The following is a 19,936-nucleotide window of genomic DNA, read 5'->3' on the forward strand; positions in this document are numbered from 1 at the left end:
GGGCACCGCCGCCCCCGCCCGCCCCGCCGAGCCCCACCGCGCCTGTGCCGACCGCCGCCGATGCGGTGTTCGCGCCGCCCACCGCGGGCCCGGACGCCCAGCCGGCATCCGGCCCCGTGCCGTGGACGCCGGCGGCCGACGCCGCCGCGCGACCCGCCGTCGCCGATGAGGGATTCGACGCACGCTGGGCCAGCGGCCTGGACGAGGTGTCTGCCATCTCGCAGCCGCCGCAGGGCGCGCCGGTAGCCGCGCGCCCCGTGGCGACGGGCCTGCCCGCCCTCGCCGAGGACGGGGCCACCGGTCCCGAGCGCGGTCGCACCGGCGAGGCCGCCCCCAGTGCGGCGATCGCGCCGCCGGTGCTGGCCGAACCCGCGCACCCGGTGCCGCTGCGCACCGCCCCGGTCGACATCGACCCGTCATTGCCCGCCGTCACCCGCGCGCCGGCGGGAGCGCCACGTGCCGCGAGGGCGGTGGACCCCGAGTTCCCCCTCGACACCGCGGACGAAGTCTCCGCGGTCGCCGGCGCACCGGTGGCGGGGGCCCCTCGTTCGGCGCTCAGTGCCGTCGCCGGGACCGACGCCACGTCTGTCGACGAGGATTTCCCCGACCAGACCGTCGTCGCCCGTCGCCGCCGGGTGATGTGGACGCTGCAGCCGGCATCCGGTGCCCCGATCGACCTGACCGCCGATGTCGTCATCCTCGGGCGTCAGCCGGCATCCGACCCCGCCTACCGCACGGCTCAGCTGGTGGCCATCGCCGATGACACGCGCACCGTGTCCAAGACGCACGCCCGCCTCGAACTGCGCGGTGAGCGGTGGATCGTCACCGACCTCGGCTCCACCAACGGTGTGATGCTGCCCACGCTCATGGGCACCGAGATCGAGGCGGATCCGGGTGCGGAACTGGCACCGGGGGAGCGGTTCCTGCTCGGCGACGTCGCGTTCCGGCTGGTGCGCGTCGAGGGGTGACCTGCCCCTCGTTTGACCGCCACACCGCTCGCGCGTATCATTGAGCGGGTGTGCGCATTGCGCGCCCTGTGTCGTGCCATGGCGCGGGACGGGTGCGGAAGCGCCGCATCTGAGGGATCGGCCTGCGAACAGGCCACCCCCACGGCATATCCACTCACAAACGCCCGGCCACTTCGCGCCGCGCCGGTGGATCTGTGGTGAAACCACTTCGCTGTCACCGTGCAGCACAACAAGGAGAGAACGTGCCAACCATTCAGCAGTTGGTTCGCAAGGGGCGCTCGCCGAAGGTCACCAAGACCAAGGCACCCGCGCTGAAGGCGAACCCGCAGCAGGCCGGGGTCTGCACCCGCGTCTACACGACCACGCCCAAGAAGCCGAACTCGGCTATGCGCAAGGTCGCTCGTGTCAAGCTTCGCAACGGCACCGAGGTCACCGCTTACATCCCCGGCGAGGGCCACAACCTGCAGGAGCACTCGCTCGTGCTCGTGCGCGGCGGTCGTGTCAAGGACCTCCCGGGTGTGCGTTACAAGATCGTCCGCGGCGCCCTGGACACCCAGGCCGTCAAGAACCGTAAGCAGGCTCGTAGCCGCTACGGCGCAAAGAAGGGTTGAGTTAGATGCCTCGCAAGGGACCCGCCCCGAAACGCCCCGTCGTCAACGACCCGGTCTACGGCGCACCTATCGTCAGCCAGCTGGTGAACAAGATCCTCGTCGACGGCAAGAAGTCGATCGCCGAGTCGATCGTCTACACCGCCCTGCGCGGCGTGGAAGCCAAGAACGGCCAGGACGCTGTCGTCACCCTCAAGAAGGCGCTCGACAACGTGCGCCCCACCCTTGAGGTCAAGAGCCGCCGCGTCGGTGGCTCGACCTACCAGGTGCCGGTCGAGGTCAAGCCTCACCGCGCCAACACGCTTGCCCTGCGCTGGCTCGTCAGCTACGCGAAGGGTCGTCGTGAGAAGACGATGACCGAGCGCCTCCAGAACGAAATCCTGGATGCCTCGAACGGCCTGGGTGCCGCGGTCAAGCGCCGCGAAGACACTCACAAGATGGCCGAGTCGAACCGCGCCTTCGCCCACTACCGCTGGTAAACCCTCGACTGGCTCGGGGACCGGCCGCAAGGTCCGGTCCCCGAGCCGCGTCGGAGGGCACCGCCCCCGCGACATCCGTCACTACACGTAAGGAATACCCCGTGGCACAAGACGTGCTCACCGACCTCAACAAGGTCCGCAACATCGGCATCATGGCCCACATCGATGCCGGCAAGACGACGACGACCGAGCGCATCCTCTTCTACACGGGCGTCAACCACAAGCTCGGTGAGACGCACGACGGCGCCTCGACCACCGACTGGATGGAGCAGGAGAAGGAACGCGGCATCACGATCACGTCGGCCGCCGTCACCTGCTTCTGGAACAACAACCAGGTCAACATCATCGACACGCCCGGCCACGTCGACTTCACGGTCGAGGTCGAGCGCTCGCTGCGCGTCCTCGACGGCGCCGTTGCCGTCTTCGACGGCAAGGAGGGCGTCGAGCCCCAGTCGGAGACCGTCTGGCGTCAGGCCGACAAGTACGAAGTGCCCCGCATCTGCTTCGTCAACAAGATGGACAAGCTCGGCGCTGACTTCTACTTCACCGTCGACACCATCATCAAGCGCCTCGGTGCCAAGCCCCTCGTGCTGCAGTTGCCGATCGGTGCCGAGAACGACTTCGTCGGCGTCATCGACCTGGTCGAGATGCGCGCACTCGTGTGGCCCGGTGACTCCAAGGGTGACGTGACCATGGGCGCCAAGTACGAGGTGCAGGACATTCCCGCCGACCTCGCCGAGCGTGCCGCCGAGTACCGCGAGAAGCTGCTCGAGACGGTCGCCGAGACCGACGAGGTCCTGCTGGAGAAGCACTTCAGTGGCGAGGGCCTCACGGTCGCCGAGGTCAAGGCCGCCATCCGCAAGCTCACCGTCAACGGCGAGCTGTACCCCGTGCTGTGCGGTTCGGCGTTCAAGAACCGCGGCGTGCAGCCCATGCTCGACGCGGTCGTGGACTACCTCCCCTCGCCCCTGGACGTGCCGGCCATCGAGGCCCACGACCCCAAGGACGAAGAGAAGATCATCGTGCGTCACCCCGACGCGAACGACCCGTTCGCGGCGCTGGCGTTCAAGGTCGCCGTGCACCCGTTCTTCGGCCGCCTCACCTACATCCGCGTCTACTCCGGTCACCTGGAGTCCGGCGCACAGGTGGTCAACTCCACCAAGGGCAAGAAGGAGCGCATCGGGAAGATCTTCCAGATGCACGCCAACAAGGAGAACCCGGTCGACTCGGTCACCGCGGGCAACATCTACGCCGTGATCGGCCTGAAGGACACCACCACCGGTGACACCCTGGCCGACCCGCAGCAGCCCGTCGTGCTGGAGTCGATGACCTTCCCCGAGCCCGTCATCGAGGTCGCCATCGAGCCGAAGACCAAGGCCGACCAGGAGAAGCTGGGTCTTGCGATCCAGAAGCTCGCCGAAGAGGACCCGACCTTCCGCACCGAGCTCAACCAGGAGACCGGTCAGACGGTCATCAAGGGCATGGGCGAGCTGCACCTGGACATCCTCGTGGACCGCATGAAGCGCGAATTCCGCGTCGAGGCGAACGTCGGCAAGCCCCAGGTCGCGTACCGCGAGACCATCCGCAAGGCGGTCGAGCGTCACGACTACACCCACAAGAAGCAGACCGGTGGTTCGGGTCAGTTCGCGAAGATCCAGTTCGCGATCGAGCCGCTGGACCTGTCGGGCGACAAGACGTACGAGTTCGAGAACAAGGTCACCGGTGGCCGCATCCCGCGCGAGTACATCGAGCCGACCAACCAGGGCTTCCAGGACGCGATGAACGTCGGTGTCCTGGCCGGCTACCCCATCGTGGGTGTCAAGGCGATCCTTCTCGATGGCGCCTCGCACGACGTCGACTCCTCGGAGATGGCGTTCAAGATCGCCGGCTCCATGGGCTTCAAGGAGGCTCTCCGCAAGGCGAGCCCCGTCATCCTCGAGCCGCTCATGTCGGTCGAGGTGCGCACGCCCGAGGAGTACATGGGCGATGTCATCGGCGACCTGAACTCCCGTCGCGGCCAGATCCAGTCGATGGAGGATGCCGCCGGCGTCAAGGTCGTGCGGGCGCTGGTGCCGCTGTCCGAGATGTTCGGCTACATCGGTGACCTGCGCTCGAAGACTTCGGGCCGCGCCGTCTACTCGATGGAGTTCGACAGCTACTCCGAGGTTCCTCGCGCAGTGGCCGACGAAATCGTCCAGAAGAACAAGGGCGAATAACCCTGGTGCCGGGGGCTCGCCTCACCTTCGCGGTGAGCTCCCGGCATCCACCCAACTGAATATCGACCTGTCTACTAGACTGAACCAATCCCCGTAGAGCCCCGGTCGCAATCCAGCGCCCGTGCACTACACGACTGTCCTGAGGAGGACCCAGTGGCTAAGGCCAAGTTCGAGCGGACCAAGCCGCACGTCAACATCGGAACCATCGGTCACGTTGACCACGGCAAGACCACGCTCACCGCGGCGATCTCCAAGGTGCTCGCTGACAAGTACCCGTCGGCCACCAACGTGCAGCGCGACTTCGCGTCGATCGACTCGGCCCCCGAGGAGCGTCAGCGCGGCATCACCATCAACATCTCGCACGTTGAGTACGAGACCCCCAAGCGTCACTACGCGCACGTCGATGCGCCCGGTCACGCCGACTACATCAAGAACATGATCACCGGTGCCGCTCAGATGGACGGCGCGATCCTCGTGGTCGCCGCCACCGACGGCCCGATGGCTCAGACGCGTGAGCACGTGCTGCTCGCCAAGCAGGTCGGCGTGCCGTACCTGATGGTCGCGCTGAACAAGTCGGACATGGTCGACGACGAGGAGATCCTCGAGCTCGTCGAGCTCGAGGTGCGCGAGCTTCTCTCCTCGCAGGACTTTGACGGCGACAACGCCCCCGTCATCCGCGTCTCGGGCCTGAAGGCCCTTGAGGGTGACGAGAAGTGGGTTCAGTCGATCGTCGAGCTGATGGAAGCCGTCGACGAGTCGATCCCTGACCCGGTGCGTGACAAGGACAAGCCGTTCCTCATGCCCGTCGAGGACGTCTTCACCATCACCGGTCGTGGCACGGTCGTCACCGGCCGCGCCGAGCGTGGCACGCTGGCCATCAACTCCGAGGTCGAGATCGTGGGTCTGCGCCCGACGCAGAAGACGATCGTCACCGGTATCGAGATGTTCCACAAGCAGCTCGACGAGGCATGGGCCGGCGAGAACTGTGGTCTGCTCCTGCGCGGCACCAAGCGTGACGACGTCGAGCGTGGCCAGGTCATCGTGAAGCCGGGTTCGGTTACGCCGCACACCGACTTCCAGGGCACCGCGTACATCCTGTCGAAGGAAGAGGGCGGCCGTCACAACCCCTTCTACACGAACTACCGCCCGCAGTTCTACTTCCGCACCACGGACGTCACCGGCGTCATCTCGCTGCCCGAGGGCACCGAGATGGTCATGCCCGGCGACACCACGGACATGACGGTCGAGCTGATCCAGCCGATCGCCATGGAAGAGGGCCTCGGCTTTGCAATCCGTGAGGGTGGCCGCACCGTCGGCGCCGGCACGGTGACCAAGATCATCAAGTAACTCTTCGAGTTCCTTCACGAAACCCCCCGGAGCGATTCGGGGGGTTTCGTGCGTCCGGGCGCTTTCGTGCACGTGTCGACGGGTGCCGCAAGCCCCCTTGACGGGTCCATGGGCGGTTTGTAGCTTGTCCATGAGCTCGCGCTGCAGGCGGCCCTGGGGGGCCACATGCCGCAGAGGAACGCGTGTCTTGGGAGTCCGCTTCGGGGCTGCCCGTACGTCGACGAAAGCGACGAGGGTCTGGGATGAGCGGTATTCGGCGTGCGCGCACACGGTTCTTGACAGCGCGAAGAGGGACGGGTCCTCGCCGGGCGCGGGCGCCGCGGCGCCGGACCGCAGGCGTCGCACTGGTCGCGCTGCTGGTGGCCGTGCTGGCCTTCGCGAACACCGCACCGGGCACTGCCTTCGCCGCCGCCGTGCCCCCGACCCCGCCGGCACCGGCACAGACTCCCGCGCCGGAACCGCCCGCGACACAGCAGCCCGCGCCCGAGGCGCCCGCGACGGAGCCGACCGAGCCGCCCGCCACCGAGCCGCCTGCCACCGACCCGCCCGCGCCGGTCGAGCCGGAGGCGACCGAGCCACCCGCCACGGACCCGCCGGCAGCCGCCGAGGAGCCGGCTCCGCTTGTGGACGATCCCGGAATCGTGACGCCGCTGGCTGCCGTCAGCGACTGTGTGGGGGGAAACACCGTCTGCGGCACGCTGAACATCGTGAACGTCGTGCAGGGCGGCTCGGCGACTCCGGCCGACTGGGCGCTGCGCGCCAACATCGTCGGTTCCGACGACTGGTACGACTTCACCAGCGGGCAGTCGCGCCGCGTCGCCAAGCCCGGCTCCTACACACTGGAGGCGATCGGGACACCCGGGGTCACCGACAACTACACCACGACGCTCAGCTGCTTCCTCAACGACACCAGCGGGACCACCCGCCTGCAGTTCACCGAGGCCGAGGCCCTCGTGCAGTTCATCGGCACCGGGAACTCATCGTTGGTCGCCTCCTGCACCTTCACGCACACCTACACCGCGCCGGGCACCCTCGTGCTGAGCAAGGGCGGCGAGCGCACCGGCGCCCAGAGCGTCGCGCCGCTGGCGGGCGCCACGTTCGCGGTCTACAGCGGCGGCACGGCGACGCAGCCAGACACCAGCCCCGCAAACCTGGTCGGCACGTGCGTGACCGAGGAGAACGGTCTCTGCGAGGTGACGGTGCCCTCCGGTGCGCAGTACTGGGTCATCGAGACGGCGGCGCCGGCCGGGTACCGGATCATCGACAGTTTCGACGTCGGCACATCGACGACGGTCACCCAGCAGCCGTACCGGCTGCGCACCGACGTGATCCCGGCCGGCGAGAGGGTGAGCTACCCCGCGCAGACCGGCGGCAACACCAACCTGCAGGCGCGGGGCAGCCAGTGGGCCAACGCCGCGATCAACCCGACGCTGGCACAGACCTGCGGGCTGCGCGTAGGGCTGCTGGTAGACCTCTCCAACTCCCTGCAAAGCTCGCAGCAGGACCTGCGCAACGCGGCGGCGGGCTTCGTCGACGTCCTGGAGGGGACTCCGTCCTCCATCGGCATCTGGACCTTCGCCGGCGGTGCGCCGGCGGCGGGCAGCGCGAACACCACCCTGCCGCTCACGCCGGTGTCCACCGCCGCAGGAGCTGCCACGGTGCGCGCCAAGGCGAACAGCCTGACCGTGGTCAACACGGGCGGGTGGGAGCAGGGCACGAACTGGGACCAGGGGCTCTGGCAGGTCGCGGGGGCCAGCACAGCCGACACGCTGGACGTGCTGCTCGTCCTCACCGACGGCAGCCCCACCTACTACGGCCCTCCCGGAACCGGCTCCGGCGGCGCGCCGTCCGGCCCCGGCAACCGCACCCGCTTCGTCGAGATGGAAAACGCCGTCGCCTCGGCCAACGCGCTCAAGATCGAACGCGGCACCACTGTCGTGGGCGTGGGCATCGGACCGGCCTCGGCCGGTGAGGAGCAGAACCTGCAGGCGATCTCCGGGCCCACCATCGGTCAGGACTACTTCCTCGTCGACGGCTACGAGGATCTGCAGGCGTTTCTCGAGGAGCGGGCGCTGGGCGAGTGCGCCGGCACCGTCAACGTCACCAAACTCGTGATTCCGGCGGAGGGCGAGATCGCCGACGCGGTCCCCTCACCGGGGTGGACCTTCGACGCGGCGACCGGTACCGCGGGAGTCACGCTCGATCCGGCATCCGCTGTGACCAACGAGACCGGTGCGGTCAGCTTCGCCGCCAACGACATCCCCGCCGGCGGCACGGCTGACGTCACCGTCACCGAGACTCAGCAACCGGGGTTCGAGCTCGTCCAACAGGACGGCGTCAACGCCGCCTGTACGGACACCGCAGGGACAGCTGTGCCCGTCACCGACGCCGGCGAGTTCGGGTTCACGACCGCGGCGCAGCAGGGCGACATCGTCACGTGCACGGTGTACAACCGGGCACCGGAACCCACGGTGTCGTTGCGCGTGGATAAAGCGTGGGTCATCGACGGCGTCCCCTATGAGGACGGCACGCAGCCGGTGGGTAACGCCGACCTGACCCTCGACGGTGAGCCGCGCACGTTCGGCACCACCTACCCGCAGTACACCGTGGGGGACACCGTCGCCATCGGCGAAGAGGTGAGTGACCTGCCCTCCGGTTGCACCTACGAGTCGACGGGCGCCGGCGATCACGTCATCACCCCCGACGACCCGAACGTGGTGACCGTGACGAACACCGTCACGTGCGTCACGTCGCTCACGCTGGTGAAGTCCATCGCGAACGGCGACGCGACCGTCGACGACTTCACGCTCACCGCGTCGCCGATCGGCGGCACCGGTGTCGAGGGCCCGTCGGGCGTGAGCGGGACGACCGCGCCGGTGACCCCGGGCGTGCGGTACCTGCTCACCGAGACCGGGCCGGCCACGTATGTGCAGACCGTCGAGGAGGGGGTCACGCTGATCGACGGGGCCACCGGCAGCTGGGACTGCGTCGTCGACGGCGTCGGCGACTACGACGGCGCGGACGGCGGCGTCACCGTGTCGCTCGGGCAGGAGGTCACCTGCACGGCGACCAACCAGACCGCCACGATCGTGCTGCTCAAGCAGGTGATCAACGACGAGGGCGGAACCCTCACCGAGGATGCCTGGGACCTGACCGCCGACCCCGGCGGGGCGGTGCCCGGCCTGACGCCCACCACCGTCACCGGCGCCCCGAGCGCGACCGCGGACAACACCTTCGCCGTCAGGCCCGGCCAGAGCTACACGCTCTCCGAAGCCGGGGGCGGCCCCGGGTACCGCCAGTTCGCCCTGGAGCAGCTGGTCGCGGGGGCGTGGGTCATCGTGGATCCCACGGTCACCGTGCCCGCGCTCGGCACGAACACCTACCGCTTCGTCAACGTCGACGTCGCTCCCACCCTCACCCTCGTCAAGACGGTGACCACTGACGACGGCGGCACCGCCGCCGAAACCGACTGGACGCTGTCGGCGACCAGCCCGGGCGAACCCGAGGTGACCGGCGTCACCGGCACGGAAGCGGTCACCGCGGTGCCCGTCTTCGGCGGGGTCCCGTACACCCTCGCCGAGGACGGACCCGATGGCTACACGTGGGAGTCGCTCACGTGCGACAACGGCGCCGACGTCTCACCGGCCAGCCCCACCCTGACCCTCGAGGTGGGCCAGGCCGTCACCTGCACCTTCGTCAACGACGACGTGCCCGGCTCGCTCACCCTGCTCAAGGACGTCGACAACACCCTGGGCGGCAGCGCCGAACCGGCCGACTGGGACCAGCGGCTCACGGCCCAGCCCGCCACGGGCGAGGCGATCGCCTTCGACCACGCCCAGACCGAGACCGTGCCTGCCGGCAGCTACACGCTGGCCGAGGTCGACCAGATCGCCGACTACGCGTGGACGGCGCTGTCGTGCGACACGGGCGGGGTGAGCCTCGACTCACCGGTGGTCACGGTCGCCAACGGCCAGGCCGTCACCTGCACGTTCATCAACGCTTCGATCGCCCCGACGCTCACGCTCGTGAAGAACGTCGACAACCAGGGCGGCGTCGGCTCGGCCACGCCCGAGCAATGGACCCTCAACGCCGTCGCCGGGGACAGCGATCCCCTGCTGTCGGGCGAAGGCACGCGCACCGGAGAGACCACCGCCGCCCTCTCGGGGCAGGTGGCCGCCGATGTCGACTACACGCTGTCGGAGACGTTCGGACCATCCGGATACACCGCGGGCGACTGGGCCTGCGTCGAGACCGAAGGCGGCGCCGCCTATCCGCTCGTCTCGGCCGGAGTCGTGCAGCTCAGCCTCGGCGTCGACGTCACGTGCGAGATCGTCAACACGGCGATCCGGGCGGAGGGGACGATCGACAAGCAGGTGACGGACGGTTCGCCGGTGCAGAACGCCGACGGCACGTGGACCATCTCCTACGACATCGTCGTCACCAACAACTCCGACACCTCGACGTTCATCTACAGCCTCGCCGACCAGCTGCAGTACGGCGACGGGATCACGCCGACCGCGGCCAGCTGGACCGGGCCCGACGGCACCTCCGGTACCTTCACGCTGCCCGCCGGCACCGCCACCCTGGCCACCGACGCCGCGCTGCCGACCAGCGGCGACCCGGAGGCGCGCGCGACCCACACCTATAACGTCACGGTGACCGCCGAGATCGCCGACGGCACCCAGGACGGCGACGCGTGGCGATGTGACACCGCCCCCGGTGTACCCACGGCGGGCGGCTTCCTCAACGCGGCGACGCTGTCGGCGACCGGCGAGGACGACCAGACCGTGTTCGGCTGCGCCGAGCCGGCGTTCCCGACCCTGGTGAAGACGGGCGTCGACCCGGCCACCCAGAACCCCGACGCCTCGTGGAACGTCTCGTACACCCTCACGCTCACGAACCCCGGTGCGGTGGCGGTGCAGGCGGAGCTGACCGACACGCTCCCGGCCGTGCCCGACGGGTGGGACCTCGGCGGCGGAGTGTGGACCATCGCCGCCGTCGGCGACGCGCCGGCCCCGACGACCGCGACCGCGGGACCGAGCGAGACCGCGGCGGTGTGGACCGGACAGCTGCAGCCCGGGGCATCCCTGGAGTACACCGTCAGCGGTGTGCTGATCCCAACCGTCGACGCGACGGACCCGGGGGAGTGCGCGACGGGCGGCGGCATCGTCAACACCGCAGGCGTCACCTCCGGCGAGATCGTGGTGGATGCCGAGGGCTGCGTGACGGTGCAGATCGCCGGCGTGACCGTCGACAAGGGCGACGGCGCGGCGCAGCAGCTGCCCGACGGGACCTGGCAGATCGATTACGTCGTGACCGTGGCCAACACCAGCGACGAGGTCGCCACGACGCACACCCTCACCGACGCGCCGACGCTGGGCGAGGGGATCAACCTGATCTCGGCAACGTGGGTCGGCGCCGCCCCGGCGCCGAACAGCCCGCTCGCGGCCGGGGCGACGGCCCAGTACACCCACCGAGTCGTGGCATCCATCGACCCCGCCGTGGAGGAGCCGTCGCTGGAGTGTGAGCCCGGCGAGGGTGGAGCCTTCTTCAACACCGTGGCGATCGCCTTCCCCGGCGGCACCGATGCCGACGACGGCTGCGCGGAGCCCGGCGGCCCCACGGTCACCAAGACCGCCGAGGCTGCCACGCCGCTCGGTGCGGGCGTCTGGGCCGTGTCCTACGCCGTGACGGTGTCCAACACCAGCGGCGTCACCGTCGCATACACGCTCGAGGATCGCCCCGACGAGCTCACCGGCGGGATCACCCTGGTGACGCCGTGGGCGGTGACCGGCGCCGTGATCGACCCGGCAGGCGCGGGCACCGCCACTCTCACCCCCGACTGGGACGGCGTACAGCAGCCGACGGTCGCGACCGGCCTGCTTCCCGACGGTGCGACCCACACCTACACCGTGACCGGACAGGTGAGCGTCGTCGGCGCCGACCCCGACGCGCTCACCTGCGGGGAGACGTCGGCGGACGGTGGCGTCTGGAACACCGCGAGGGTGGACAACGGCGCGTTCGAGGCGACGGATGAGGACTGCAGCGGACTGGTCGTGGTGCCGGTACAGCTGGAGAAGTCCGACGGCACGGTGAGTGAACTCGGCCAGGGCCGGTGGCGCATCGACTACGTCGTGACGGTCACCAACCCCGGGCTGCAGCCGACGACCTACACCCTCACCGACGCTCCCGACTTCGACACCGCGTTCACGATCCTCGCGCAGGGCTGGGTAGGGTCCCCGAGCGTCGCCGACGTGGAGATTCCGGCGGGAGGCGTGGACACCTACACCTACCGGGTGGATGCCGCGTCGACGCAGAGCCCGCTGCCCGGCACCGCGCTGGTGTGCACTGAGGACGGCGGCGGGTTCTTCAACACCGCCGCCGCAACGCACCCCGGCGGCGTGGCCGTCGACAGCGGCTGCGCGGTCCCCGTCCCGCCGGCGCCGGCACCCGCACCCGGACTCGCCGGCACGGGCGGCACCCTGCCGATCGCGGCGACCTGGCTCGGGGGGACGACGCTCATCGGGGGCTTCTTGCTGCTGATGATGCTCCGCCGGAGGCACCATCGGGCCTAGGGGTGACCGACACCCCCCGGAGGGATCCGGGGGGTTTCGTGCTTCCGGGGCGCGGCATCCGCTGGCCGAAAGGCACCGGCTCGGGTGAGGAGATCTGCCGAGGTGAGGATGCCAGGGCCGGATCGGGGCCGCATCCGGGCGGATCTCCTCATCCCGGCGCTGACATCCGGCCACCGCCGCGGCATGCTGGAACCAAGCGGACGGTCCGCGGAGGAGGAGAGCGACATGGGCGCTGACGACGTGGTGAACAAGGGCAAGGAATTCCTCGAGCAGAACCGGGAGAAGATCGAGCGGGCCCTGCGCTCGGACAAGGCGGAGGAAGTCAGCGACAAGGTGCTGCAGGCGGCGACCGAGTTCGTCAAGAAGATCGCGCCGGACTCCGCCGGCGAGAAGATCGACAAGGTCCGCGAGAAGGTGGACGGGGCCCTCGGTAAGAACAAGCCCGACGCCACGGGCGACGACGACACCCCCGCCGGTCCGGTCGGCGGCGCGTAGGGTACAAGCGGCACCAGCTGCCACTCGACGATGCGAGACCGACCCGTGACGGCAACCATCCCGCGACACGCCCGAGTTTGCGACACGCCCGGGCGGCACGTACACTAGTGAAGTTCCACATTCCGGTGGTCGCTGAGCGTGCCCCGGATCACTGTCACGGCAGTGCATAGGCGGCGCGAGATGCGCAGGGTCCTAGGCCGCGGGCAGCAGAACACCACATCCCACACACCCGACCCGGCAACGGGTCACCGCCATGCGCGCGGGTCGTGGGGGAGCCGGATGCCTTCGGGTGTGCGGTTTGACATGAGAACAGCGGTGCAGCATCCCCCGCCCCGGCGGTGGAGAAGTGCCAGGCGCTCCAGCGCCACCGTGCGTCCAATGCGCTCACGACCTGTGAGACGTAAGACGCGGATAGAGAGTGAGCAGACAATGGCGGGACAGAAAATCCGCATTCGCCTGAAGTCGTATGACCACGAGGTCATCGACACGTCGGCGCGCAAGATCGTCGACACCGTGACCCGTGCGGGCGCGACGGTTGTGGGCCCCGTGCCCCTGCCGACCGAGAAGAACGTCGTGTGCGTCATCCGGTCGCCCCACAAGTACAAGGACAGCCGCGAGCACTTCGAGATGCGCACCCACAAGCGCTTGATCGACATCATCGACCCGACGCCCAAGGCCGTCGACTCGCTGATGCGTCTCGACTTGCCGGCCGACGTCAACATCGAGATCAAGCTCTGAGGTTCGACATGGCTGACATCAACAACAAGATTTCGAAGGGTCTCCTGGGCACGAAGCTCGGCATGACCCAGGTTTGGGATGAGAACGGCAAGCTCGTTCCCGTCACCGTCATCGAGGTTGCACCCAACGTGGTCACCCAGGTGCGTACGCCCGAGAAGGACGGCTACAAGGCCGTTCAGATCGCGTACGGCCAGATCGACCCCCGCAAGGTCAACCAGCCCCTCACGGCCCACTTCGAGGCCGCAGGCGTGACCCCCCGTCGCCACCTCACCGAGGTGCGCACCGCTGACGCTGCTGACTACTCACTCGGTCAGGAACTCACGGTGGATGCCACGTTCGAGGCCGGCCAGCTGGTCGACGTCGTCGGCACCAGCAAGGGCAAGGGCACCGCGGGTGTCATGAAGCGTCACAACTTCAAGGGCGTCTCGGCTTCGCACGGTTCGCACCGTAACCACCGCAAGCCCGGCTCGATCGGCGCATCGTCGACCCCGAGCCGCGTCTTCAAGGGCATGCGCATGGCCGGCCGTATGGGTGGCGAGCGCGTGACCGTCCTCAACCTCAAGGTGCACGCCGTCGACGCCGAGAAGGGTCTGCTGCTCGTCAAGGGCGCTGTCCCCGGCGCGCGCGGCCGCATCGTCTACGTCCGCAACGCAGTGAAGGGTGCCTGAACATGGCTGACTCGACTCTCGCGCTCGACGTTCGCACTGCCGATGGCAAGAAGGCCGGCTCCGTGGAGCTGCCCGCCGCGCTGTTCGACGTCAAGACGAACATCCCCCTGATCCACCAGGTCGTCGTCGCGCAGCTTGCCGCCGCCCGCCAGGGCACTCACTCGACCAAGCGTCGCGGTGAGGTCTCCGGTGCCGGCCGCAAGCCCTTCAAGCAGAAGGGCACCGGTAACGCCCGTCAGGGCTCGATCCGCGCGCCCCAGATGAAGGGTGGTGGCATTGTCCACGGCCCGAAGCCGCGTGACTACTCGCAGCGCACCCCCAAGAAGATGATCGCCGCCGCCCTGCTGGGCGCGCTCAGCGACCGTGCTCGCGGGGAACGTCTGCACATCGTCGAGTCCTTCGCAATCGACGGCGCCCCCTCGACGAAGGCCGCAGCTGCGGTGCTCGCCGAGTTCGCCTCCGCGAAGCGGGTTCTCGTGGTCATCGACCGCAACGACGAGATCAGCGTCAAGAGCCTGCGCAACCTCGAGGTCGTGCACGTGCTGACCTTCGACCAGCTGAACGCCTACGACGTGATCGTCTCCGACGACATCGTCTTCACCAAGGCCGCCTACGACGCGTTCGTCGCGTCGAAGACGGCCAACACCGAGGAGGTCTCGGCATGACCACCGCGCACATCGCACTGAACAAGGACCCGCGCGACGTCATCCTCAAGCCGGTCGTTTCCGAGAAGAGCTACGGGCTCATCGACGAGGGTAAGTACACCTTCCTCGTGGATCCCCGCGCCTCCAAGACCGAGATCAAGCTCGCCATCGAGAAGATCTTCGACGTCAAGGTGGCCTCGGTGAACACGCTCAACCGCCCCGGCAAGGCACGTCGCACCCGCTTCGGGATGGGCAAGCGCAAGGACACCAAGCGCGCCATCGTGACGCTCAAGTCGGGAACCATCGACATCTTCACGGCAGTCGGCTGACGGTCGGGACAGAGGACTAGAGAACATGGCTATTCGCAAGTACAAGCCCACGACCCCGGGTCGCCGCGGCTCGTCGGTGGCCGACTTCGCCGAGATCACCCGATCGACGCCTGAGAAGTCGCTCCTCCGCCCGCTCTCCAAGACCGGTGGTCGCAACAACCAGGGACGCATCACCACGCGTCACATCGGTGGTGGCCACAAGCGTCAGTACCGCGTCATCGACTTCCGTCGTCATGACAAGGACGGCATCAACGCCAAGGTCGCTCACATCGAGTACGACCCCAACCGCACCGCACGCATCGCGCTGCTGCACTACTTCGACGGCGAGAAGCGATACATCATCGCGCCGAACAAGCTGGCACAGGGCGACATCGTGGAGTCGGGTTCCGGCGCTGACATCAAGCCGGGCAACAACCTGCCGCTGCGCAACATCCCCACCGGTACCGTGATCCACGCGATCGAACTCCGCCCCGGCGGCGGTGCCAAGATCGCCCGCTCGGCCGGCGCCTCTGTGCGTCTGGTCGCAAAGGACGGCCCGTACGCGCAGCTTCGTCTGCCCTCGGGTGAGATCCGCAACGTCGACGCGCGCTGCCGTGCAACCATCGGCGAGGTCGGCAACGCCGAGCAGTCGAACATCAACTGGGGCAAGGCCGGTCGTAACCGCTGGAAGGGCATCCGCCCGACCGTCCGCGGTGTCGCGATGAACCCGGTCGACCACCCCCACGGTGGTGGCGAGGGCAAGACGTCCGGTGGTCGTCACCCGGTCAGCCCCTGGGGCCAGGCTGAGGGTCGCACCCGTCACGCCAACAAGGAAAGCGACAAGTACATCGTCCGTCGTCGCAACGCCGGCAAGAAGCGCAAGTAGGAGTAGAGGAAGATGCCTCGCAGCCTTAAGAAGGGCCCCTTCGTCGACGAGCACCTGCTTCGCAAGGTCGTCTCGCAGAACGAAGCCGGTTCCAAGAACGTCATCAAGACCTGGTCGCGCCGTTCGATGATCATCCCCGCAATGCTGGGACACACCATCGCCGTGCACGACGGTCGCAAGCACATCCCTGTGTTCGTGACCGAAACCATGGTCGGCCACAAGCTGGGCGAGTTTGCGCCCACCCGCACCTTCCGCGGCCACGAGAAGGACGACAAGAAGGGCCGCCGCCGCTAACGCGGTGGCGCAGAGAGGAGAGAGAGATGGTGGATTCCATCGCCCGCGTGCGACACATCCGCGTGACCCCTCAGAAGGCTCGTCGTGTCGTCGCTCTCATCAAGGGCAAGCAGGCTCAGGAGGCCTTGGCCATCCTGAAGTTCGCGCCGCAGAGTGCTTCCGAGCCGATTTACAAGCTCGTCGCCTCGGCTATGGCGAACGCTCGCGTCGCTGCCGACAAGGACGGCGAGTACCTGGACGAGCAGGACCTGTACGTGAAGAACGCGTACGTCGACGAGGGCACGACGCTGAAGCGTTTCCGCCCCCGTGCACAGGGTCGCGCGTTCCAGATCAAGAAGCGGACCAGCCACATCACTGTGGAGCTGGCGACCCCCGAGGTCCAGGCCGCTGCCCCCGCCACGACTAGCAAGAAGGCGAGCAAGTAATGGGACAGAAAGTTCACCCGTACGGCTTCCGCCTCGGCATCACCACCGATCACGTCTCGCGGTGGTTCTCCGACTCGACCAAGCCGGGCCAGCGCTACGCCGACTACGTCGCGGAGGACATCAAGATCCGTCGTCTGCTGACCACGTCGCTCGACCGCGCCGGCGTCAGCAACATCGAGATCGAGCGCACCCGTGACCGTGTGCGTGTGGACATCCACACCGCCCGCCCGGGTATCGTGATCGGCCGCCGCGGCGCCGAGGCTGAGCGCATTCGCTCGGACCTCGAAAAGCTCACCGGCAAGCAGATCCAGCTGAACATCCTCGAGGTCAAGAACCCCGAGGCTGACGCTCAGCTGGTCGCGCAGGGCATCGCCGAGCAGCTCTCCGCCCGCGTGGCTTTCCGCCGCGCGATGCGTAAGGGTCTGCAGGGCGCTCAGCGCGCCGGTGCCAAGGGCATCCGCATCCAGGTCTCCGGCCGCCTCGGCGGCGCCGAGATGAGCCGTTCGGAGTTCTACCGCGAGGGTCGTGTGCCGCTGCACACGCTGCGCGCGAACATCGACTACGGCTTCTACGAGGCAAAGACCACCTTCGGCCGCATCGGCGTGAAGGTCTGGATCTACAAGGGTGATCTCACCAACAAGGAGCTCGCCCGCGAGCAGGCCAACGCTCCGAAGGCAGCCCGTGGCCGTGACGACCGTGGCGGCGACCGCCGCCGTGGTCCGCGCAACGACGCCCCCGTCGCAGAAGGAGCATCGGCGTAATGCTTATTCCCCGTAAGGTCAAGTACCGCAAGCAGCACCACCCCGGTCGTTCAGGCCAGGCCACCGGTGGCACGAAGGTCTCCTTCGGCGAGTTCGGCATCCAGGCCATCACGCCGGCGTATGTGACCAACCGTCAGATCGAGTCCGCTCGTATCGCCATGACGCGTCACATCAAGCGTGGCGGAAAGGTGTGGATCAACATCTACCCCGACCGTCCGCTCACCAAGAAGCCGGCCGAAACCCGCATGGGTTCCGGTAAGGGCTCGCCCGAGTGGTGGGTTGCCAACGTCAAGCCGGGTCGCGTCCTCTTCGAGGTCGCGGGCGTCAACGAGCAGCTTGCTCGCGAGGCTTTGACCCGTGCAATTCACAAGCTGCCCCTGAAGGCACGCATCATCAAGCGCGAGGAGGGCGACGCGTAATGGCTGTCGGCACCAAGACGCTCGCACCAAGCGAGCTCGATACGTTCGAAGACCAGCGCCTCGTGGAGGAGCTGCGCAAGGCCAAGGAAGAGCTGTTCAACCTGCGCTTCCAGTCGGCCACCGGCCAGCTCGACAGCCACGGTCGCATCCGTGCCGTCAAGCGTGACATTGCGCGGCTGTACACCGTGATCCGCGAGCGCGAGCTGGGCATCCGTGCCACGCCCGCGCCCGTCGAGACCGCGACCAAGGCGAAGAAGACCAAGGCCAAGAAGGCGGATGCCGCTGACGAGGCCGTGAAGGAAGAGGCCGAGTGATGGCTGAGACCACCGAGAAGAAGGCTCCTGCCAAGAAGGCAGCCCCCAAGACCACGGCCGCACCGGTCGAGGCCAAGGGCCACGAGTCGTCCGAGCACGATGTCCGCGACGTCAACGCGCGCGGATATCGCAAGTCCCGCCGCGGCTACGTGGTCAGCGACAAGATGGACAAGACGATCGTCGTCGAGGTTGAGGACCGCGTTAAGCACCCCCTCTACGGCAAGGTCATCCGTCGCACCTCCAAGGTCAAGGCGCACGACGAGGGCAACACGGCCGGTATCGGCGACCTCGTGCTCATCAACGAGACCCGTCCGCTGAGCGCCACCAAGCGCTGGCGCCTGGTCGAGATCCTCGAGAAGGCCAAGTAAGGCTTCGGCCTGCTTGGAATCCAAGGAGTAAGAAGTGATTCAGAACGAATCCCGACTCAAGGTCGCCGACAACACCGGTGCCAAAGAGTTGCTCACCATCCGTGTGCTCGGCGGCTCCGCCCGCCGGTACGCCGGTGTGGGCGACATCATCGTGGCAACGGTGAAGGATGCCATCCCCGGCGGCAACGTCAAAAAGGGCGATGTGGTCAAGGCCGTCATCGTGCGCACCGTCAAGGAGACCCGTCGTCCCGACGGCTCGTACATCAAGTTCGACGAGAACGCCGCCGTGATCCTGAAGAACGATGGGGAGCCCCGCGGCACCCGCATCTTCGGGCCGGTCGGTCGTGAGCTTCGCGACAAGAAGTTCATGAAGATCGTCTCGCTGGCCCCGGAGGTTATTTGATCATGGCGAAGATCAAGAAGGGCGACCTGGTTCAGGTCATCACGGGCGCCGACAACGGTAAGCAGGGCAAGGTCCTCGAGGTCCTCGTCGAGCGCAACCGCGTCGTCGTCGAAGGCGTGAACTACGTCACCAAGCACACCCGTGTGGGTCAGACCCAGCGCGGCACCAAGACGGGCGGCATCGAGACCCTCGAAGCCCCCCTCCACATCTCCAACGTCGCCCTGGTCGACCCCGAGACGAAGAAGCCGACCCGTATCGGCCGCCGCGTCGAGGAGCAGACCAAGAACGGCGTCAAGCGCACGGTCCGCGTGCGCTTCGCGAAGAAGTCAGGCAAGGACCTCTGAGAATGAGCACTGCACCTGCCGCGGTGGCTGGCAAGATCCAGCCCCGCCTGAAGCAGAAGTACAAGAACGAGATCCAGAAGGCGATGCAGGAAGAGTTCGGCTACGCGAACGTCATGCAGATCCCTCGGATCGTCAAGGTCGTCGTCAACACCGGTGTCGGTGAGGCTGCGCGTGACAGCAAGGTGATCGATGGCGCGGTCGACGACCTCACCAAGATCACCGGCCAGAAGCCGGTTGTCACCAAGGCTCGCAAGTCCATCGCGCAGTTCAAGCTGCGCGAGGGTCAGGCCATCGGTGCGCACGTCACCCTTCGCGGTGACCGTGCGTGGGAGTTCCTGGACCGCCTCGTGAACCTCGCGCTGCCGCGCATCCGCGACTTCCGCGGACTGTCGCCCAAGCAGTTCGATGGTCACGGCAACTACACCTTCGGCTTGCAGGAGCAGTCGGTGTTCCACGAGATCAACCAGGACAAGATCGATCGCGTTCGCGGCTTCGACATCACTGTCGTCACCACGGCGGCCACCGACGCGGAAGGTCGCTCGCTGCTTCGTCAGCTGGGCTTCCCCTTCCGTGCCGACGACGCCCAGGCGTAATCCGATAGACTGTGGCGTTTTGTGGCCGGCCCACCGGGGCGGGACCCAAACGGCGGGCACAACGAATCAGCGAAAAAAAACAC

21 protein-coding genes are annotated in these 19,936 nt (G+C 67.7%); all 21 read left to right on the plus strand.

From position 1 onward, the window contains the following. A partial coding sequence (locus tag NQ151_RS11840; protein WP_257528205.1) for an FHA domain-containing protein occupies window positions 1-968 on the plus strand: 968 nt, incomplete at its 5' end. Between the two features lie 242 nt (window positions 969-1,210). Continuing rightward, on the plus strand, window positions 1,211-1,579 hold the full coding sequence (gene rpsL / locus NQ151_RS11845; protein WP_018187369.1) for a 30S ribosomal protein S12: 369 nt from the start codon (window positions 1,211-1,213) through the stop codon (window positions 1,577-1,579). Between the two features lie 5 nt (window positions 1,580-1,584). Next, the gene (rpsG, locus tag NQ151_RS11850) at window positions 1,585-2,055 is read left to right on the plus strand and encodes a 30S ribosomal protein S7 (protein ID WP_257509070.1); all 471 of its coding nucleotides are present in this window, start codon (window positions 1,585-1,587) and stop codon (window positions 2,053-2,055) included. Between the two features lie 101 nt (window positions 2,056-2,156). After that, on the plus strand, window positions 2,157-4,271 hold the full coding sequence (fusA, locus tag NQ151_RS11855) for an elongation factor G (RefSeq protein WP_257509071.1): 2,115 nt from the start codon (window positions 2,157-2,159) through the stop codon (window positions 4,269-4,271). Between the two features lie 153 nt (window positions 4,272-4,424). Continuing rightward, the gene (tuf, locus tag NQ151_RS11860) at window positions 4,425-5,618 is read left to right on the plus strand and encodes an elongation factor Tu (protein WP_257509072.1); all 1,194 of its coding nucleotides are present in this window, start codon (window positions 4,425-4,427) and stop codon (window positions 5,616-5,618) included. A 242-nt stretch (window positions 5,619-5,860) separates the two neighbouring features. After that, window positions 5,861-12,193 carry a SpaA isopeptide-forming pilin-related protein gene (locus NQ151_RS11865; RefSeq protein ID WP_257528206.1) on the plus strand — a complete coding sequence of 2,111 codons (6,333 nt, stop codon included), beginning with the start codon at window positions 5,861-5,863 and terminating at the stop codon, window positions 12,191-12,193. Between the two features lie 225 nt (window positions 12,194-12,418). Further along, window positions 12,419-12,688: a hypothetical protein gene (locus NQ151_RS11870; protein WP_353477574.1), complete on the plus strand. Its 270-nt coding sequence runs from the start codon at window positions 12,419-12,421 to the stop codon at window positions 12,686-12,688. Between the two features lie 429 nt (window positions 12,689-13,117). Next, window positions 13,118-13,426: a 30S ribosomal protein S10 gene (rpsJ, locus tag NQ151_RS11875; RefSeq protein WP_005050520.1), complete on the plus strand. Its 309-nt coding sequence runs from the start codon at window positions 13,118-13,120 to the stop codon at window positions 13,424-13,426. An 8-nt stretch (window positions 13,427-13,434) separates the two neighbouring features. Continuing rightward, window positions 13,435-14,094, plus strand: a complete 660-nt coding sequence (gene rplC / locus NQ151_RS11880) for a 50S ribosomal protein L3 (protein WP_257509074.1) — start codon at window positions 13,435-13,437, stop codon at window positions 14,092-14,094. A 2-nt stretch (window positions 14,095-14,096) separates the two neighbouring features. Continuing rightward, window positions 14,097-14,759 carry a 50S ribosomal protein L4 gene (rplD, locus tag NQ151_RS11885; RefSeq protein ID WP_257509075.1) on the plus strand — a complete coding sequence of 221 codons (663 nt, stop codon included), beginning with the start codon at window positions 14,097-14,099 and terminating at the stop codon, window positions 14,757-14,759. Beyond that, window positions 14,756-15,067, plus strand: coding sequence for a 50S ribosomal protein L23 (rplW, locus tag NQ151_RS11890; protein WP_257509076.1), 312 nt, complete (start codon window positions 14,756-14,758; stop codon window positions 15,065-15,067). The genes rplD and rplW overlap by 4 nt, the downstream gene beginning before the upstream one ends. 25 nt (window positions 15,068-15,092) lie before the next feature. Continuing rightward, on the plus strand, window positions 15,093-15,932 hold the full coding sequence (gene rplB, locus NQ151_RS11895; RefSeq protein WP_257509077.1) for a 50S ribosomal protein L2: 840 nt from the start codon (window positions 15,093-15,095) through the stop codon (window positions 15,930-15,932). Between the two features lie 12 nt (window positions 15,933-15,944). After that, window positions 15,945-16,226 (plus strand): 30S ribosomal protein S19, encoded by a 282-nt coding sequence (gene rpsS / locus NQ151_RS11900; RefSeq protein ID WP_045246805.1) that lies wholly within the window; start codon window positions 15,945-15,947, stop codon window positions 16,224-16,226. A 26-nt stretch (window positions 16,227-16,252) separates the two neighbouring features. Next, window positions 16,253-16,651, plus strand: coding sequence for a 50S ribosomal protein L22 (gene rplV, locus NQ151_RS11905; protein ID WP_257509078.1), 399 nt, complete (start codon window positions 16,253-16,255; stop codon window positions 16,649-16,651). Beyond that, window positions 16,651-17,412 (plus strand): 30S ribosomal protein S3, encoded by a 762-nt coding sequence (gene rpsC, locus NQ151_RS11910; RefSeq protein WP_257509079.1) that lies wholly within the window; start codon window positions 16,651-16,653, stop codon window positions 17,410-17,412. Before rplV ends, rpsC begins: the two co-directional genes overlap by 1 nt. Then, window positions 17,412-17,831: a 50S ribosomal protein L16 gene (gene rplP, locus NQ151_RS11915; protein ID WP_005050509.1), complete on the plus strand. Its 420-nt coding sequence runs from the start codon at window positions 17,412-17,414 to the stop codon at window positions 17,829-17,831. Before rpsC ends, rplP begins: the two co-directional genes overlap by 1 nt. Next, window positions 17,831-18,145 carry a 50S ribosomal protein L29 gene (rpmC, locus tag NQ151_RS11920; RefSeq protein ID WP_257495802.1) on the plus strand — a complete coding sequence of 105 codons (315 nt, stop codon included), beginning with the start codon at window positions 17,831-17,833 and terminating at the stop codon, window positions 18,143-18,145. The genes rplP and rpmC overlap by 1 nt, the downstream gene beginning before the upstream one ends. Then, window positions 18,145-18,513 (plus strand): 30S ribosomal protein S17, encoded by a 369-nt coding sequence (gene rpsQ, locus NQ151_RS11925; RefSeq protein ID WP_257509080.1) that lies wholly within the window; start codon window positions 18,145-18,147, stop codon window positions 18,511-18,513. Before rpmC ends, rpsQ begins: the two co-directional genes overlap by 1 nt. A gap of 34 nt (window positions 18,514-18,547) precedes the next feature. Further along, complete coding sequence (rplN, locus tag NQ151_RS11930; protein WP_257509081.1) at window positions 18,548-18,916, plus strand: 50S ribosomal protein L14; 369 nt, start codon at window positions 18,548-18,550, stop codon at window positions 18,914-18,916. 2 nt (window positions 18,917-18,918) lie between these two features. After that, a complete protein-coding gene (gene rplX, locus NQ151_RS11935; RefSeq protein WP_257509082.1) occupies window positions 18,919-19,260 on the plus strand; it encodes a 50S ribosomal protein L24 in 342 nt (113 codons plus the stop codon). Window positions 19,261-19,262: 2 nt separating this feature from the next. Further along, window positions 19,263-19,853, plus strand: a complete 591-nt coding sequence (rplE, locus tag NQ151_RS11940) for a 50S ribosomal protein L5 (RefSeq protein WP_257509083.1) — start codon at window positions 19,263-19,265, stop codon at window positions 19,851-19,853. Window positions 19,854-19,936 lie beyond the last annotated feature (83 nt).

It is taken from the genome of Microbacterium sp. zg-YB36 (assembly GCF_024623575.2).
Lineage (GTDB): Bacteria > Actinomycetota > Actinomycetes > Actinomycetales > Microbacteriaceae > Microbacterium.

Coding starts and splice junctions, on each gene's coding strand:
- rplW (WP_257509076.1), top strand. CDS start 14,756: ATGACCACCGCGCACATCGCACTGAACAAGGACCCGCGCGACGTCATC.
- rplD (WP_257509075.1), top strand. CDS start 14,097: ATGGCTGACTCGACTCTCGCGCTCGACGTTCGCACTGCCGATGGCAAG.
- NQ151_RS11865 (WP_257528206.1), top strand. CDS start 5,861: ATGAGCGGTATTCGGCGTGCGCGCACACGGTTCTTGACAGCGCGAAGA.
- rplC (WP_257509074.1), top strand. CDS start 13,435: ATGGCTGACATCAACAACAAGATTTCGAAGGGTCTCCTGGGCACGAAG.
- rpsS (WP_045246805.1), top strand. CDS start 15,945: ATGCCTCGCAGCCTTAAGAAGGGCCCCTTCGTCGACGAGCACCTGCTT.
- rpsQ (WP_257509080.1), top strand. CDS start 18,145: ATGGCTGAGACCACCGAGAAGAAGGCTCCTGCCAAGAAGGCAGCCCCC.
- rplX (WP_257509082.1), top strand. CDS start 18,919: ATGGCGAAGATCAAGAAGGGCGACCTGGTTCAGGTCATCACGGGCGCC.
- rplB (WP_257509077.1), top strand. CDS start 15,093: ATGGCTATTCGCAAGTACAAGCCCACGACCCCGGGTCGCCGCGGCTCG.
- rpsC (WP_257509079.1), top strand. CDS start 16,651: ATGGGACAGAAAGTTCACCCGTACGGCTTCCGCCTCGGCATCACCACC.
- rpsG (WP_257509070.1), top strand. CDS start 1,585: ATGCCTCGCAAGGGACCCGCCCCGAAACGCCCCGTCGTCAACGACCCG.
- rpmC (WP_257495802.1), top strand. CDS start 17,831: ATGGCTGTCGGCACCAAGACGCTCGCACCAAGCGAGCTCGATACGTTC.
- NQ151_RS11870 (WP_353477574.1), top strand. CDS start 12,419: ATGGGCGCTGACGACGTGGTGAACAAGGGCAAGGAATTCCTCGAGCAG.
- rplV (WP_257509078.1), top strand. CDS start 16,253: ATGGTGGATTCCATCGCCCGCGTGCGACACATCCGCGTGACCCCTCAG.
- rpsJ (WP_005050520.1), top strand. CDS start 13,118: ATGGCGGGACAGAAAATCCGCATTCGCCTGAAGTCGTATGACCACGAG.
- rplE (WP_257509083.1), top strand. CDS start 19,263: ATGAGCACTGCACCTGCCGCGGTGGCTGGCAAGATCCAGCCCCGCCTG.
- rplP (WP_005050509.1), top strand. CDS start 17,412: ATGCTTATTCCCCGTAAGGTCAAGTACCGCAAGCAGCACCACCCCGGT.